The 16,845-nt window shown below is 62.9% G+C and carries 9 protein-coding genes and 1 pseudogene; 6 read left to right on the top strand and 4 right to left on the bottom strand.

Features of this window, described 5'->3' with window-relative positions:
- Nucleotides 1-64 precede the first annotated feature (64 nt).
- From SAZ10_RS01325 to SAZ10_RS01315, 3 genes are read right to left on the bottom strand one after another with little or no spacing between them, the layout of a single operon-like run.
- The gene (locus SAZ10_RS01325; RefSeq protein ID WP_318607354.1) at nucleotides 65-2,155 is read right to left on the bottom strand and encodes a xanthine dehydrogenase family protein molybdopterin-binding subunit; all 2,091 of its coding nucleotides are present in this window, start codon (nucleotides 2,153-2,155) and stop codon (nucleotides 65-67) included.
- On the bottom strand, nucleotides 2,152-3,129 hold the full coding sequence (locus tag SAZ10_RS01320) for a xanthine dehydrogenase family protein subunit M (RefSeq protein WP_318607353.1): 978 nt from the start codon (nucleotides 3,127-3,129) through the stop codon (nucleotides 2,152-2,154). Before SAZ10_RS01320 ends, SAZ10_RS01325 begins: the two co-directional genes overlap by 4 nt.
- 2 nt (nucleotides 3,130-3,131) lie before the next feature.
- Nucleotides 3,132-3,782 (bottom strand): (2Fe-2S)-binding protein, encoded by a 651-nt coding sequence (locus SAZ10_RS01315; protein ID WP_318607352.1) that lies wholly within the window; start codon nucleotides 3,780-3,782, stop codon nucleotides 3,132-3,134.
- Nucleotides 3,783-4,064: 282 nt separating this feature from the next.
- On the opposite strand from SAZ10_RS01315, the gene SAZ10_RS01310 reads away from it, so the two are divergent.
- Nucleotides 4,065-4,979, top strand: a complete 915-nt coding sequence (locus SAZ10_RS01310; protein WP_318607351.1) for an AraC family transcriptional regulator — start codon at nucleotides 4,065-4,067, stop codon at nucleotides 4,977-4,979.
- 227 nt (nucleotides 4,980-5,206) lie between these two features.
- Here SAZ10_RS01310 and SAZ10_RS01305 read toward each other — a convergent pair whose 3' ends face one another.
- Nucleotides 5,207-6,064 (bottom strand): NAD(P)H-binding protein, encoded by an 858-nt coding sequence (locus SAZ10_RS01305; RefSeq protein WP_318607350.1) that lies wholly within the window; start codon nucleotides 6,062-6,064, stop codon nucleotides 5,207-5,209.
- Between the two features lie 314 nt (nucleotides 6,065-6,378).
- Between SAZ10_RS01305 and SAZ10_RS01300 the strand changes: the two genes are divergently transcribed.
- The 5 genes and pseudogenes from SAZ10_RS01300 (at nucleotide 6,379) to SAZ10_RS01280 (ending at nucleotide 16,833) form a co-directional block, all read left to right on the top strand.
- Nucleotides 6,379-7,389 carry a helix-turn-helix domain-containing protein gene (locus SAZ10_RS01300; RefSeq protein WP_318607349.1) on the top strand — a complete coding sequence of 337 codons (1,011 nt, stop codon included), beginning with the start codon at nucleotides 6,379-6,381 and terminating at the stop codon, nucleotides 7,387-7,389.
- 695 nt (nucleotides 7,390-8,084) lie between these two features.
- The gene (locus SAZ10_RS01295; protein ID WP_318607348.1) at nucleotides 8,085-12,404 is read left to right on the top strand and encodes an autotransporter domain-containing protein; all 4,320 of its coding nucleotides are present in this window, start codon (nucleotides 8,085-8,087) and stop codon (nucleotides 12,402-12,404) included.
- Nucleotides 12,405-12,635: 231 nt separating this feature from the next.
- Complete coding sequence (locus tag SAZ10_RS01290) at nucleotides 12,636-14,084, top strand: FAD-binding oxidoreductase (RefSeq protein ID WP_318607347.1); 1,449 nt, start codon at nucleotides 12,636-12,638, stop codon at nucleotides 14,082-14,084.
- A gap of 11 nt (nucleotides 14,085-14,095) precedes the next feature.
- On the top strand, nucleotides 14,096-15,133 hold the full coding sequence (locus SAZ10_RS01285) for an isopenicillin N synthase family dioxygenase (protein WP_318607346.1): 1,038 nt from the start codon (nucleotides 14,096-14,098) through the stop codon (nucleotides 15,131-15,133).
- A 51-nt stretch (nucleotides 15,134-15,184) separates the two neighbouring features.
- A pseudogene (locus SAZ10_RS01280) lies at nucleotides 15,185-16,833 on the top strand (ABC transporter substrate-binding protein).
- Nucleotides 16,834-16,845: the final 12 nt, after the last annotated feature.

Genomic DNA, 16,845 nt, shown 5'->3' with positions numbered 1-16,845 from the left:
GTGCACGTTTGAGGCGGTGCGGCTGTCGTCGCGAAGCGATCCGCTCAGATGTGGCGCAGCCTTTCTAAATTTCCAGCATGTCCTCGAGCAGGATCGGAAGTCTACGGATGCGCTTCCCGGTCGCGTGGAAGACCGCGTTTGCAATCGCTGGCGCCATCCCGACAAGGGCGATCTCGCCGAGACCCTTGACTCCAAGCGGGTTGACGTGAGGATCGACCTCATCGACGAACTGGACCTCGATGTCAGGTATGTCGAGGTTCACCGGCATGAGGTAGTCCGCCATGTGCGCGTTGACCGGCCGGCCGTCCCGAGCATCGAGCACCGTCCGTTCCATCAGGGCCATGCCCATGCCACCGATCATGCCGCCGCTGCACTGGCTCCTGGCCAGCAGCGGGTTGATGATACGGCCGGCACCATAGACGCCGAGCGCTTTGCGCACCCGGATCGTCCCGACGTCGGGGTCAATCGCGACTTCCGCGAAGACAGCCCCGAACGCGTGCATGGAGAAACGGCCGGCGACGTCCGTGTCCCGCTCAGTCGAGGCGATCGCTTCCAGCGGTCGCTCGCCTGCGGGTCGTTTCCCGGCTTCCTCTAGGACCGCAATGCAGGCGGCCCGGATTGCGGAGCCGACCGACGCCATAGTCCATGAGCCTCCGTGAGAGGGTGCCGGCGGGAAGTCCGAGCGACCGAGGCTGAACCGCACTTTGTCGAAAGGTAGTCCCAGCGTCTCAGCCGCCACTTGCGTCATCGACGTATAGGTTCCCGGCCCCATGTCGCTGGCGGCGACCTCGACCTCGGCAGTGCCGTCGGCGAGCAACCGCACACGCGCGCTCGACGGCGCTTGATAGGCTGGGTATGTGGCCGAGGCCGCCCCGATCCCAATCAAGAGGCGGCCATCCCGCATCGAGCGCGGCTGCGGCTTGCGCTGCGACCACCCGAACCGCTCCGCCCCCACCTCGTAGCATGTCATGAGAGGTCGGCTGGAGAACGGCTTGTTCTGGCCCTCGTCTATTTCCGGCTCGTTCCGGCGGCGCAGCTCTATTGGGTCGATATCAAGCGCATATGAGAGCTCGTCGAGTGCGGATTCGAGGGCGAAGACTCCGCTCGCCTCGCCAGGGCCGCGCATGTACACTGGAGTGCCTGTGTCTAGCGGGGTCAGCCTATAACGCGTGGTCACATTCGGACACGAGACCATGTAGCTCGAGCTCGTGACCAGCGCCTCGACGAACTGCTCGTACCGGCTTGTCTCGCCGGTTCCTTCGTGAATCAGGCTAGTGAGCTTGCCGTCATGCATGGCCCCCAGCGAGACCTGCTGCAGAGTCCGCGGCCGGTGGCCGGTTGCGAAGAACATCTGTTTACGGGTGAGGACCAGCTTGACCGGACGTTGTGTCACGCGAGCGGCCATTGCAGCCAGAGTGACATGCGACCAGGTGCGCAGGCTGGTGCCGAACGCGCCTCCGATGAATGGGCAGATCACGTGCACATTTTCCGCCGGAATCCCGAAGATGGCGGCGATCTCGGCCTGCTCGTTGACCACGTACTGACTCTTGCTCCAGATGGTTAGCTTCTCGCCCTGCCACGTGGCGATCGTCGCGTGAGGTTCCATCGGATTGTGGTTTTCGCGCGCGATGTCGTAGGTGGCCGTGAGCTTCACGGGCGCGTTCGCGAATGCGGCCTCGGCATCGCCGCGAGTGTGGTCCTCGCTGACCTCCGGAAGGATGGGCTGCGCGTCCGGATCGCTAATATCGACGACCGGGCGTCGCGCCTCGTAGATGATCCGAAGCGCAGCCGCTGCGCGTTCAGCATGATCGAGGCTGTCTGCCACGACGAGCGCGACCGGTTGGCCGTGGAAGCGGACCGCGTCGTCCTGCAAGACGTGGAGACGTTCGCCGGCCTGGGGATCGATCGACCCCTTGTGCGGCCGATAAGGGAGCTTTGGCGCGTTGAGATGACTGAGCACCGAGATGACGCCCTGCATCTTCGCGACTGCCGCATCGTCGATCGCGGTTATGCGACCGAGGCCGACTGTGGCATTGACGATCACCGCGTAGGCCTGGTCGGGCTGGTTGAATTCGGCCGCGTAGCGTGCGCGGCCCGTAACCTTGTCCCTCCCGTCGACGCGTGTGATCGGCTTCCCGATGACGTTCGTTGTCATGCGATTTCTCCCGCCATTTCGAGCGCGCGGACGATGGTCCGAGGCAGCAATTCAACCTTGTAGTGGTTGCCCGATAACGGACGCGCGCCCTCCAGCGCGGTACGCGCGGCCGCTTCCAAGACCGAGCGTTCGAAGGGTTTTCCGGTCAGCTCCTGTTCGACTGCCCTCAACCGCCAGGGCCGCGTGCCCGCCCCGCCTACGGCAAGGCGCACCTGACGGATCACGCCGCCTTCAAGGTCGAGGACGGCGGCTGCCGCGATTAGTGCGAACTCATAGGACGCCCTGTCCCGGACCTTGAGATAGCGGGCCCTCCGACTGTAGGAGAGACCGGGAACGCGTATCTCAATAATCAGTTCGCCCGGGAGCAGCGTATGCTCAAGATGCGGCGTATCGCCTGGCAAACGGAACAGTTGCTCCACCGGAAAGGTCCGCTCGCCCTGCGGCCCCCACACACGCATCTTGGCATCGAGCGCGACGAGGGCAACTGCAACGTCGGACGGATGCGTAGCGACGCAATGATCGCTCGTGCCAAGGATGGCATGGCCGACATTGAGCCCGTCGATCGCCGAACAGCCCGAGCCGGGAGTCCGTTTGTTGCAGGCAGCGTCCAGCATACGAAAGTAGGGGCAACGGACCCGCTGCAGCAGGTTGCCGCCCATTGACGCCATATTCCGAAGCTGCGGCGACGCGCCCTCGATGAGAGACTCGGCGATGACCGGATGAAGGCGGAGCGTGTCGGGATGGGCTGCCACCTCGGACATCCGTGCCAACGCTCCGATCACCAGGTCGGAACCTTCGGCTCGGATCTGCTTGAATGGCAGGGCGTTGATATCGATCAGGCGATCTGGCCGCTCCACTTCATCGCGCATAAGGTCGATGAGCGTCGTGCCACCGGCGATGTAGCGCCCGCCCACCGCGGCCGATTGGAGCGCGTCCTGCACGGAGCGAACCTTGGTGATCTGGAAGGGAAGCATGATCAGACCCTCTTGGCGGCATCGGCGACCGCTTCGACGATGCCGGGATAGGCTCCGCATCGGCAGATGTTGCCGCTCATCCAGAACCGGATCTCCTCTGTCGAACCGGCGTGCCCTTCGGAAATGCAGCCGACGCCAGACATTATTTGACCTGGCGTGCAGTAGCCGCATTGGAAGCCTTCATGCTCGATGAAGGCTTCCTGCAAGGCATGCAGTTCGCCGTTTGCCGAGAGCCCTTCGATCGTCGTGATCTCCGCACCCTGGTACATCGCAGCCAGGGTAAGGCAGGAGACGATGCGTCGGCCGTCCACAAGGATCGTGCAGGCACCGCAGGCACCCTGATTGCAGCCCTTCTTGGTGCCGGTGAGGTCGATCTTCTCTCGCAGCACATCCAGCAGAGATTGCCTGGGATCGACGGCCAGCTCTACATGCTCGCGATTCACCACCAGCCGGAGAGGGGATCCCTCCGGTTTCGCAGCGTCGGCTGCAGCATTCGAGGGCTGCGCGTCGGCATGGTTCGGAATGGCTGCAAACGTTGCCGCGGCGCCCGCCATCTGCAGCAGGGAACGCCGCGATAGCGCCAGCGGGTCCGACGTGGCAGGCTGCCTCGCATTCTTGCCTGCCTCGCCTTCAATCAGGTTTCGGTCGGTCATCTTGCCTCCAACAATAGAGCGGCTGCGCGCTTTTCGGCCGCATCGCTCGCGGCGGAAGGTTGCAGGCTCACGGCAAGGCAGCCAGCGAAAGCAGTGCTGCATTTTGTACGATAGTGCTCTTTTGGCGATCAGTCTGCCTCGTGACTTCATGGACGTGAATTTCTTGTTTATGAACGTGGATTTATTGTTGGAAGCCGCCAGCGCGCAGTGTTGGTTTTTGCTTGTCAGTGCTGCATCGTCCGGCTACCAAAATGGTGCCCGATCACTACTCGCGGACAGCGGATGACACGAGACTACGCGCCTCGATTAGGCAAGTTCACGGGGCTCGAGCAGCCTGCCACCCTGCGGCTTGGAACATTCCAGGCCCCGGAATTCTCTGCGACAAGGTTGACTGGCCCTTACGGGGAAGACGGCACACCCATAAAGCTACAGACCAGTGATGCGTATCTGGTGTGCCTCGAACGGCATTATCTGCCCTCTGCCCCTTATTGGGTCGACGGGCGACCTGCGTACATGGCCCCGCGGGTGGCTGGCCAGTTTATGCTTTTGGACTTAAATCGGGAGCATTCGTCGGTACAAAAGGGGCGTACCGATTGTCTCTCCGTCTATATCTCTCGACATGCGTTGATTAAGTTTCAGGAAGAACATGATGTTCGTCCGAGCGCGCTGAGGAGCGCCGACGGCGATGCGCTGAATGATACGGTCGTTCACAATATAATCGAATGCCTCCTGCCCGCCGTTGATCAACCAAATATAGCCAATCGGCTTTTTGTTGATCACGTTGGCGTGGCGCTGATGTCACATTTATCGTCGACCTACGCACTGCATGGACGACGGCTGCAACCTCCTGCGGGGGGCCTTGCAGTTTGGCAGGAGCGTCGGGCCAAAGACACGCTGATGGCCCATCTGGACGGCAAGATCAGCCTGGAGGAACTGGCAAAGGCCTGCGGGCTTTCCAGAAGCCATTTCGCCCGAGCGTTCAAGGTAGCGACGGGTGTATCGCCTCTCGAGTGGCTCGCACAACAGCGCATAGCGCTCGCCCAACAATACCTCAGGCACTCATCATTGCCGGTCGAGGATATCGCGGAGCGATGTGGTTTCGCCGACCAGAGCCATTTCACCCGCGCTTTTTCCCGCCATGTCGGAGAAACTCCGGGGCGTTGGCGGCGGTCGCTAGCTGGAATGCCGTCTCGATAGCTTGCTTGAAGATCCGGGTTCAATTCGTCGCCTGAACCCCACGCGCGCGGCTGCCAAGCGATCGCGATGCCAATCCCTATTCTGCCAAAGATTTCTGAACCCTGATCCGTTCGTAGGCGGACGTCCGACTTGGGTCAGAAGGAGACCATCGCGATGAGCTACAGCTCAGTCTCCATCAGCTAGGACACGATCTGTGGCAACGCAGACCGAAGCGAGCCAACCGATATTCACGACGCCAGGATCCTGCGCCAAACGTCTTTGTTTTCGCCAACGAACGCCGAAAAATTCCGTGGGGGATGGCCGGTAACCTGCTCGACCGCCGCTGAGAGTGCGGCGGTTTGACCATTCTGAATGCTGGTATAAATGCGCCGATAATATTCAATCAGGAATCTTGGCGCTCCGCCTGCCAGCTCTTCGGACAGATATGCGGTAAGTGGCTGATCCGTGTGGCGGACTGGATGTCCTGCAACTTCTCCAATCTTCTTGCCGACCTCTGCAAAGGTCAGCGCTTGCGGCCCGGTCAAGGTGTAGGCACGCCCTGCATGGCTCTCGCCGATCAGGGCAGCGGCTGCAACCTCGGCAACGTCACGGGTGTCCACGAAGCTGACCGGTTGCCCGCCCGTCGGGACATTCAGAACGCCGTGATCGCGAACATCCTCGAGATAGAAACCAGGTTCGGCAAAGTTCTGCATAAACCAGTTGGGGCGAAGAATCGTCCAATCGAAGGGCGTCGCCTCGATGATCTTCTCGACCTTTCGTTCATCGGTCGACTCGTCTCGGCTCTCACATGCGATTTCGGAAAGCAGGACAACCCGCTCGGCTTCTCTGGCCGAGTGAAGAAACGACGCCACCGTTGACGCAGGATCCCGGGTATTGGGTTTGACCAGATAGATAGCTGACACTCCCTTTAGCACTTCAGGCCAGCCTGCTGGTTCATCCCAATCGAAACGGATCGCTCGCACGCCGGGCAGGTCGACAGGACTCCGGCCCGCGCCCCGAACCTCGATGTCCGGTTGGCGGGTAAGCGCGGCCGCGAGCTGGCGCCCTGTCTTGCCGCGAATTCCTGTGACAAGAACGGTCCTCATCGGATCACCTCCGACCTACACTTTGCGCTCAGGGCCACTTTTTGCTGCGCTGAATACCACATTCGCCTTTGCGCGGCTTGTTTCCGTTACAGGTTCGAGCATTCTTGCCCTGAGGCAGTTGGGGGCTTCGCGCCGCGATGGCGCTGGTAACGGGACCTATCGATTTCAGAACCAATTCCCGCAACGTGGCCCTCGCCGGGGCCATGGCGAGGAGTGCTGCGTCGCATCGATGAATTCGAAAGCATTAGTCAAGGCATTCGATGTACCAGGGCGGGAATGAATCTTCGGAGGGCGAGCAGGCACAAGAGAGTGCCGTGCCCCATTCCGTCCTCGACCTTTCACGACTGCCCGTGAAATCGGCGATCGACGCCTGGCACCAGAATTTCGGCGTGCTGTTCGAGGCGAAGTTGCGCGACATACCGGACGATCGCCTGCCGATCCACGTGGAGGGGTACCAGATCGATTCTCTGGTCATCGAGCGCATGAAGCCTGTGCCGCAGACCTTTCACCGCTCCCGGGCACGGATCGCCCGCGACGGGATCGACCATTATTCGCTGCACGTCTTCGAGAAGGGGAGCTGGATCCTCGCTGGCCAGGGAAACTATAAGCGGGCGGAGGCGCCTGACGTTGTGCTGCAGGATCACAGCCAGCCTCATACCGGCACGATCGGCGACGCTTGCGAATACGACCTCATCATTCCCCGCCGCCTGCTTGCACCGCTCCTCAAGACCCCTGACGAGCACTCCATGAACGTGCTTCCGGGATCCGCGCCGCTTGTCGTCCTGCTGCGGAATCATATCCAGACGCTATATCACCAGGCCTCCGTCATGACGCGGGCGGAAGCCAAGGCGATCGTTCAACCGACCCTGCAATTGATAGCCTCCGCGATCAATGGCTCGGTCATGGCGGAACAGGCGATTGGGGTCCGGGAGGTGCTTGCCGACCAGATCCGGCACTTCATTGACCAGCGTATTCTGGATGACGGCCTCTCGGCTGCAAGCATTGCTGCCGACTTCGGGATCAGCGTCAGGAAGCTTTACGCACTTTTCGAACCGAGCGGCGGGGTACTCACATACATTCAGGCCAAGCGCCTGCGGCTTGCTCATGCCGCAATAACCGACCCCGCGCGGATGAACGAGAATATCCATGCCATTGCGGAAGCGCACGGATTCATCCATCGCAAGAACTTCATCACCGCTTTCCGCGCCGCCTATGGCATGACGCCACGAGAGGCACGTGCCTTCGCCCTTGAAGGCAAGTCACACCGGGTGCCTGCGGGTCAGGACACCCGCAATATGTGGGACTGGATTCGCGACTTGCGTTAAGCGAACTTCAAAAGCAAAGGGACCCAGGCAACTTATTGATTCATGCCGGCTTTGAAGAAGCGGATTCTTCCGAAAACCAGTTTGCACCTTTCGATCCGCCGTAGTGTCTGCAATCAGCGCCACATATTCTTGCGCTGGCTACCACTTCGACCGTCCCAGCAGCCATTTTCCTTGAGACAGGACTGACCCCGACCCAATGGTCGATTTGAAGGTTCGGGGGCGGCCCTCCTCCTGTTGACGTGGGGAGCGCTTCTACGCGTCGCCAGGCAATGAACGGCTGCACCCTCGCCATTCGGAAAGTCTTGACGAGGACGTTGAATGCAAAGTCGTTTCGTTACCCGCCGTTGGGGGAACCGTTCGGTGTTTCGATGCCAGCTGCCGGCATCTACCGGGCTCGTGGCGGCAGTGGCCGTGCTTGCTGTGGCGGCGTCGGTCGGCCTGGTACAGGCCCAAGCCGTCATCAACGGCAGGCGTTCCAGGAACGCAACGATTGTTCCCGATAGTCACCTTTTCTGCCGCTGACCCCAAGTCGCGCTGTCTCCCAGCCCAAGCGGCTGGCCGGGGTCGCCCGCTATCGTCATTCCGAATGTGCATTGCGCACAAGATTCGTTTCCGGGGTACCTATGACTTTTACCGAACAGCATGATTTTCAATTGTTTTCGAGGCGGTCCTCCCCCAGGCGGCGCGTAGGGCTGTTGCTCGCCAGCACCATGCTGGTTGTGCCGCAGGCATTAGCGGACGAGTGGACTGGCGCGACCGGCACGGATTGGGGAACGGCGAGCAACTGGGACACCAACGGCGTCCCGACCATCGTCACGGACGTTCAGATCGGCACTGCGATCAATCCCAGTCCCGGCAACATGCCGTTGGTCACCGCGCCGGTCAATCAGGTCAACAGCGTCACGATCGGCGCCTCTTCAGGCAGTTCCGCGACGCTCACTATCGACGCAGGCTGGCTGGACGCGGTGCAGTTCGTCACGGTTGGCAATGCTGGCCACGGCACGCTGGTCATCCGGAACGGCGGTGACGTGACCGCAGGCTCGGACATCAGGCTTGGCGACAATAGCACTCTCTCCAACGGCACAGTGACGGTCGACGGTACGGATTCAACTCTGAAGGCACAGGGCTTCCTCATCGTCGGCACCGTCGGTGCGGGCACGCTGACGGTGTCGGGCGGCGCCGACGTCACGAGCACCGCCGCCCGCATCGGCAGCTTTGCAGCTGGCCACGGCGTCGTCACGGTCGTCGGCACCGGCTCGACCTGGACCAACAACAGCGTTTTCATTGTTGGCGATTCCGGTCAGGGCGTGCTCTCCATCGACGCTGGCGGCAAGGTGACCAGTAGCTCTGCAGCCACCCTTGGCAAAGATTCAGGCTCGAGCGGCACGGTCGACGTGACGCAGACGAACTCGCTGTTTCTGGTCGATAGTGACCTCAGTGTCGGCGTCCAGGGAACTGGAACGATCGGCGTCAGCGACGGCGGCGGCGTGCTGGTGAGCGGCAACCTCTCGATCGGACAGCTTGGCGGCGGTGACGGCACCGTCACCGTCTCGGGCATCGACGCGAGCAGCAACCCTGCCACGCTGCAGGTAGGCAACGGTCTCAAAATTGGCGTTTCCGGCACCGGCACGCTGATAGTCTCCGACGGCGGGACTGTCACCAATAATGGTGCCGGCATCATCGGCAGCGCGGTGAGCGGCAGCGGCACCGTGACGGTAACCGGCGCGAACTCAACCTGGAACAATGGGTTGCTTATCGTCGGCGACAGTGGACGGGCCGTGTTGACCATCGACGACAATGGCCGGGTCAATTCCTCAAGCTACATAATTATCGGCAATCAGGCAGATAGCCTGCCGACGGTCACCGTGAAGAACGGCGGTCAGCTTGCCGCTACGTCAGATCTGACCGTGTCCAAAGGCGACCTGCTCATCCAGAGCGGCGGCAAGGTCACCAGCGCCAGCGGTCATCTCGGCATGGCCACCACCGTCGGCAACAGCGTGAGCGTCGACGGCGCGGGATCCACCTGGGACATTACAGATATCGGCGGCGAATTTGTCGTCGGCTATCAGAACGATGGCACGCTTGCCGTCAGCAATGGTGGCACGGTGACGGTGAGCAACAATGCCGTCATCGGCTATCTCACCAGCAAAACCGGCTTTGTCAGCGTGACCGGGGCCGACTCGACGCTGGACATCGCACAATCGCTGTACATTGGCGGCGACAGCGTAGAATTCGGACAAGGCGATCTCGTCATCGCTGATGGCGGCGTGGTGACCGTGGACAAGGGCCGCGTCAATATCGGGATAGCAGGCGTCGGTGGTCCGCTCAGCCGATTGCACATCGGCGGATATGCCGGCACGGCGGCCGTCGCGCCCGGCACCCTGAATACGGATGAAGTCTATCTCGGGCCCAGGCCGGGTGGGCTCGTCTTCAATCATACCAGCAACAGCTACACCTTCGCGCCCAAGATCTCCGGCTCCGGTATCGTTGAAAACGATGCGGGCACTACAATCCTCACCGCCGATTCAAGCGGCTTCGCCGGAACGACTTCCGTCTCGGGCGGCACGCTCATCGTCAACGGCGCGCTGGGTGGCGCGGTCGAAGTGCTGAGCGGCGGCAGGCTGGGCGGCTCAGGCACGCTCACCGGCAACGTTCTCGCCGGCAATACGGGGATTGGTACGATCGCACCGGGCAACTCGCCCGGCACGCTGACGATTGGCGGCAATCTGACATTGGGCAGCAACGCCATTCTCGATTTCCAGCTCGGCGACCCCTCCGGCACGGCCGGCGTGGACAGTGACCTGATCAATGTGGCCGGCAACCTGACCCTCGACGGTACGCTGAACGTGGCGGATGCCGGCGGCTTCGGGCCCGGCCTCTATCGCCTCGTCAACTATGGCGGTTCGCTGACCGACAACGGGCTTCTGGTCGGCGCCAAGCCCGCCGGATATTCGGCGATCGATCTGACCGTGCAGACCGCGATGGCGGGACAGGTGAACCTGCTCGTCAGCGCGCCGACCGCCTTGTCCTTCTGGAACGGTTCCCACCTGACGCCGAACGGTAAGGTCAATGGCGGCTCCGGCGACTGGACGCCGAACAACACCAACTGGACGGATGCGACAGGAACCGTCAGCGGCGCTTACGACCCCACCGCGCTGCTGATCTTCGCGGGCGCGCCCGGCACGGTGACGGTCGACAAGGGGCCCTCGACCAGCAGCATGCAATTCGCCGTCGACGGCTATGTCATCGACGGCGAGGATCTGACGCTCGACGGCGCCGCGACGGTCCGCGTCGGCGACGGCACCGGCGCGGGGGCGGGCTACACCGCCACCATCGCCGCGAACCTGATCGGTGCCGGTTCGCTCGACAAGACCGATCTCGGCACGCTGGTGCTGACCGGTAAGAACAGCTACAGCGGCGGCACCACCGTCACCGGCGGCACGCTGGTGGCCAACGGCACGCTCGGCGGCCCGCTCGCCGTGCTCGGCGCTGGGCGCCTGCAGGGCTCGGGCACGGTCGGCGACCTGACCGCCGCCGGCACCGTCGCGCCGGGCAACTCGATCGGCACGCTCAATGTCGCCGGCAACATCCTGTTCAGCCCGAACTCCATCTATGAGGTCGAGGCCGACGCGTCGGGCAAGGCCGACAGGATCGTCGCCACCGGAACCGCAGCCCTCAAGGGCGGCACGGTCAAGGTGCTGGCGAACACCGGCGACTATGCGGCGGCCACGACCTACACGATCCTGACCGCCGGCGGCGGCGTGACCGGCAGCTTCACCGGCGGCGTCACCTCGAACCTCGCCTTCCTCGATCCGACGCTTTCCTACGACCCTACCAGCGTCTACCTGACGCTGACCCGCAACGCGACCGGCTTCGGCCAGGTCGGCATCACTCCCAACCAGATCGCGGCGGCCGGCGGCGTCGAGAGCCTTGGCTCGGGCAATGCCGTCTACGATGCCGTGCTCGGCCTCTCCGAGGACCAGGCGCGCGCCGCCTTCGACCAGCTGTCGGGCGAGATCCACGCGTCGGCGCAGACCGTGTTGATCGAGGATAGCCGCTTCGTGCGCGACGCCGCCATGGAGCGGCTGCGCGCCGCCTTCGACGGGGTCGGCGCGGCCCCGGGGCCGGTCATGGCCTATGGCGATGGCGGCCCGGAGGCGGCGCCGGCCGATACCGATCGGTTCGCCGTCTGGGGCCGCGCCTTCGGCTCATGGGGCTCGTTCGACGGCGACGGCAACGCGGCCGACCTCGATCGCGACCTCGGCGGGTTCTTTGTCGGCGGCGATGCCCTGATTGCCGATGCGTTCCGGCTCGGCATTCTCGGCGGTTACAGCCGGTCGAGCTTCGATATCGACGATCGCCGATCGTCGGGCACCAGCGACAACTACCACCTCGGCATTTATGGCGGCATGGAATGGGGCGGCCTCGCGTTGCGCACCGGCGCGGCCTACACGTGGCACGACCTGTCGACCGGCCGCAGCATCGCCTTCCCCGGCTTTGCCGACACGCTCAGCGCCGACTACAGCGCCCGCACCGCACAGGTCTTCGGCGAGACCGGCTATCGCTTCGAGGCCGGGCAATCGCCGATCGGCGTGCTGGCCTTCGAGCCGTTCGCCAATCTCGCTTACGTGAACGTCGCGACCGACGGCTTCACCGAGACCGGGGGGGCGGCGGCGCTCGCGGGGCGCGAGGAGACCACCCAGACCACCTTCACAACGCTGGGCCTCAGGGCATCGAGCGCCTTCACGCTCGGCGAGGTCGCGGCCGTGGCGCGGGGCACGGTCGGCTGGCGTCACGCCTTCGGGGATGTGACTCCCTCTGCCACCCTGGCCTTCATCGGCGGCGATCCCTTCACCGTCGCCGGCGTGCGGGTCGCCCGCGACGCAGCCGTCGTCGAGGCCGGCTTCGACTTCAACCTGTCGCCGGCCGCCGTTCTCGGCATCGCATATGGCGGTCAGTTTTCCTCGGGAGCGGTGGACCAGTCGGTCAATGCAAACCTCAATGTGAAGTTCTGAAACCGAGACGGCGCATGTGGAAGGTTTCCTTTGAGGTCGCGAGCGGCAAGCTTCCACGGCTTCCGGACTCCCCCGGCGCAACCAGGTAAGGGCCGCCCTCGTCAGGCGACGGCAAATCGCGCTTGACAAGCGCGATCGTCTGGCCAAGGTTTTATGCGCATACCATGGCACCGGGTTCGAGCCGCCTTATCTCGACCACCGATTGGTCGAAATACCAGACGGAGCTCGACGGTGCCGAAAGCCTCCAGGAAACTAGAAGCGGGTGAGCCGCTTTTTGCCGGGTCTCCGCGCCCGGCATCCATTTCAGGCAAAAGCACGGTCGACTGGACTGGCTTCCGCGAAGCGCTGGGCGGCGTCGAGACGCTCACTGATCCCTCGCGGGTGAAGAAGCGGTCGCGCGACTTCTTCTGGTACAGTCCAATTCTGAACCGCGAGCTCGCCGGCTGCTTCGGCGATCTCGTCGTTCTGCCGAAGTCTGAAGACGAACTCGCCCGATGCCTGGCGCTCGCGGCGGATTGGCGGGTGCCTGTGACGATCCGCGGCGGCGGCACCGGCAATTACGGTCAGGCCGTGCCGGTCGATGGCGGCCTGATCGTCGACATGACGCGAATGAATGCAATTCTGGAGGTCGGGCCCGATTTCATTCGAGTTCAGGCGGGTGCGCGCATCGCCACAGTCAATAGGGTCCTGTCGGAGCACGGCCGCGAGCTGCCCATCTATCCATCCACCGAAGAGATTGCCACGATAGGCGGCTTCATCGCCGGCGGGTCAGGCGGCATCGGCTCGATCCGGGAGGGCATGCTGCGCGATCAGGGCAACATCCTCGCCCTCTCGGTCTACTCGGTCGAGAAGGCGCCGCGGCGCCTGATCTTCGTAGGCGAGGAGGCGAATGCGATCCATCACGCCTGGGGCATCAATGGCGTCATCGCCGATCTCACGCTGCGCACCGTGCCAAAGCGTGATTGGGTTGATGTCCTGGCCAATTTTCCCGATTATCCGCAGGCTTTCTTCACGGCCGCAGCGCTTGGCGCCCTGCCGCGGTTCGACCTCAAGCTCCTGACCACCATCGATAGTCGTATCGTGGCAATGATCCGCCATCTCGAAGGGCATGTGCCGGCCGGGCGGGATCTTCTGTCGGCGATGGTCGCCCGCGAGCAGCTGGCCGATTTCGAAGTCTTCATCATGGCTCGGGGCGGCAAGCTGAACTCCGCCCGCGACGGGCGAACGGACGGCTCACTGCCGCCGGTCAGCGAATTCTCCTTCAACCACACGACATTGCAGGTCCTGAAGGCCGATCGCTCCGTCACCTATCTGCAGATCACGCTATCCGATCTGGAGTCGGCTGCCCTTATCGCAGACTTGCGGGTTACCTTCGGTGACGAGGTGCTCATGCACCACGAGTTCGCGCTGCTCGAAGGGCGGCTCGTCGCCTTCGACCTGCCGGTGGTACGCTTCACCTCCGAGGCGCGGCTATATGAGATCATGGACATCTATCGCGCCCATGGCTGTCTCATCTCCGATCCGCACCGCTGGACGATCGAGAGCGGCGGCATCAAGCCGGATTACCGGCATCTCGCCTGGAAAAAACGACTCGACCCGCACGACCTCCTGAATTCAGCGAAATCCCGGAGCTGGCAGGAGGTCAAACATCTTTCGCCCGAAGACATCGGGCAACTGTGAGGAGGACAGGGATGCACGCGACGACGGACCAGATTCCAGCGATCGATATTTCAGCGCTGTTTGGCCCGCTGGCGCCGGCACGCGAGGAGATCGATCGGCAGATTTTCAATGCTGCTTGCGGCATTGGCTTCATGACGGTGCGCGGATTTCCCGGAGCCGAGCTGCTGACGAGCGAGAAGCGTCCAGACCTCCTGCAAATCTTCAGCCTTCCAGATGCCGAGAAGGCGAAGATGCTGCGCTGGAACTTCGATTCCTCCAAGTCGAACTACTACCGAGGCTGGTTTCCGCTTCAGCCTGCGGCAGTCTCTTATAAGGAAGGCATCGACATGGGGCCGGATGTCGCATACGCCGATGCCGCCCATGATCCGGACGATCCGCTGCTCGAGCGCACGCCATATCCGGCGGAATCCGACCTGCCCGGATGGCGGTCTGCCGCGGCGAATTATTATAAGGCGATGGAAAAGGTCGGCGCTGCGCTGATGGCCTCGATCGCTCGCAGTCTGGGTCTCAAGGAGACGACCTTCGACGAGTATTTTCGGGGTGGAATCTCGACGTTGCGGCTGATCCGCTATCCGCTGCGTGAAGAGAACGCCGGCGTCGACCTTTCCGGACCCGAGTATTCGGTCATGCACCAGGGCGAGAAGCGGCTGATCATCGGCCGGGAGCACGCGGACTCGGGCTTCGTCACGCTGCTTGCGCAGGACGGCGTCGAGGGGCTGCAAGCCAAGAACCACGATGGCGAGTGGATCGATGTTCCCCCTGCCGATGGTACGCTTGCCATCAATTTCGGCCAGCTCCTGGAACGCTGGACCGGGGGCGTCGTGCAGGCAACCCGCCATCGCGTCATTGCGCCTAAACGGGCGCGCTTCTCGATCCCGTTTTTCTATGAGCCGCGTGTTGACGCGCAGATCGCCCCGCTGCCGATCAAAGGAGGGGGCGGTTTCGCGCCGTTCCTATACGGCGACTATCTCTGGGAATCCGCGACAAACTTTGTCGAGATGGCTGGCGTCAAGCATCTCAGGACGCCGCGGCAGGCGAAGGCGTCCTGAGGCGCCGAAGACGGAAGCGAGCCCAACGGACGAAAAAGAGGGGAGCCGAACATGACGAGCGGTCAAAACGACAAGAGGGGATTTCCCAGAATTCTAGAGGAGTGGGCCGAGGCGGCAAAGCTGGGGCGTATGGACCGGCGAGAATTCCTCGCCGTCGCGAGCGCCTTCGGTGCGACGACGGCCGCTGCCTATGGCATGCTCGGGCTCGCCGCACCTGACCAGGCGAGGGCGCAGGAGCCGAAGAGAGGCGGCGTGCTCAAAGTCGCGATGCTCGTGCCGGCCTTCAAGGACCCGCGAACCTTCGATTCCGCCGACCTAGGAATATGGCGCGGCAGTTCCTGGAGACGCTGGTCGCCTATACCAAGGACTTCACCTTCAAGCCGATGCTCGCGCAGAGTTGGGACGTCAACGACGACGCGACCGAATACACGCTGCATCTGCGGCGCGGCGCGACCTGGAACAATGGCGATCCCTTCACCGCCGACGACGTCGTGTTCAACATCGCGCGATGGTGCGACACGACCATGGCAGGCAACTCCATGGCGAGCCGCTTCCCGGGTCTGATCGATCCTGCCACCGGCAAGCTGCGCGACGGCGCGGTCGTGAAAGTCGACGACGCCACCGTCGTCTTGAAGCTCTCCGAACCGGACATAACGGTCATCCCGAACCTCGCGGATTATCCTGCGCTTCTCGTTCATCGCGACTTCGAGAAGGAGGGGGCCGATCTGGCGGCGCATCCGGTCGGCACCGGCGCGTTCGAGCTCGTCTCGCTCGATGCGGGCAACAGGGCGGTCTTCAAGCGGCGCGAGAACGGCAAGTGGTGGGGTGGCGAGGTCTACCTCGACGGCATCGAACTGATCGATTACGGGGCCGACCCCAACGCACTCGTCAGCGCCTTCGAGGCCGGGGAGGTTCACACCAATCTCGATACCAACGGCGAGTATATCGGAATCTTCGACAGGATGGGCCTTGCGAAGAGCGAGGTTCTGTCCGCCTCGACCGTTGTCGCGCGCGTGAACGCCACAGTCGCGCCTTACGACGACCAAAGGGTCCGCAAGGCGCTGCAGCTTGCCGTCGACAATGAGGTCGTGCTGAAGCTCGGCATTGCCGGGGCGGGCGAGGTGGCCGAAAACCACCATGTCTGCCGCATCCATCCCGAATATGCCGCGCTTCCCAAAGTCGGGCGCAATATCGACAAAGCCAGGTCGCTCATGGGCGAGGCCGGTCAGATGGACCACGAGCACGAGCTGATCTCGATAGACGACGACTATCGGAAGAACACCGCCGATGTGATCGCCTCGCAGCTGCGCGAAGCCGGATTCAAGGTCAAGCGCACGGTGCTGCCGGCCTCCTCCTATTGGAGCGAATGGGCCAAATTCCCGTATTCGACGACCAATTGGGCGATGCGACCACTCGGGGTACAGGTGCTGGCGCTTGCCTATCGTTCGGGCCAGGCATGGAATGAATCAGGCTTCGCCTCCAAGGAGTTCGACGAGAAGCTGGCGGAGGCGATGACCCTTGCCGATATCGAAAAGCGCAAGGCTGTCATGAAGGATATCGAAGAAATCCTGCAGGACTCCGGCGTGATCGTCCAGCCATACTGGATGAAGCTCTTCTGCCACTCGGCCCCGCAGGTGAGGAACAGGTTCGCTCATCCAACCTATGAAATGGATTTCTCGGAGGTTTGGCTCGATGCGTGATGAGTGGCGGCT

Source organism: Mesorhizobium sp. BAC0120, from assembly GCF_033542235.1.
Taxonomy (GTDB): domain Bacteria; phylum Pseudomonadota; class Alphaproteobacteria; order Rhizobiales; family Rhizobiaceae; genus JAWRCU01.
This window is presented reverse-complemented; position numbering and strand designations above follow the sequence as displayed.

Coding starts and splice junctions, on each gene's coding strand:
- SAZ10_RS01310 (WP_318607351.1), top strand. CDS start 4,065: ATGACACGAGACTACGCGCCTCGATTAGGCAAGTTCACGGGGCTCGAG.
- SAZ10_RS01285 (WP_318607346.1), top strand. CDS start 14,096: ATGCACGCGACGACGGACCAGATTCCAGCGATCGATATTTCAGCGCTG.
- SAZ10_RS01305 (WP_318607350.1), bottom strand. CDS start 6,064: ATGAGGACCGTTCTTGTCACAGGAATTCGCGGCAAGACAGGGCGCCAG.
- SAZ10_RS01325 (WP_318607354.1), bottom strand. CDS start 2,155: ATGACAACGAACGTCATCGGGAAGCCGATCACACGCGTCGACGGGAGG.
- SAZ10_RS01320 (WP_318607353.1), bottom strand. CDS start 3,129: ATGCTTCCCTTCCAGATCACCAAGGTTCGCTCCGTGCAGGACGCGCTC.
- SAZ10_RS01315 (WP_318607352.1), bottom strand. CDS start 3,782: ATGACCGACCGAAACCTGATTGAAGGCGAGGCAGGCAAGAATGCGAGG.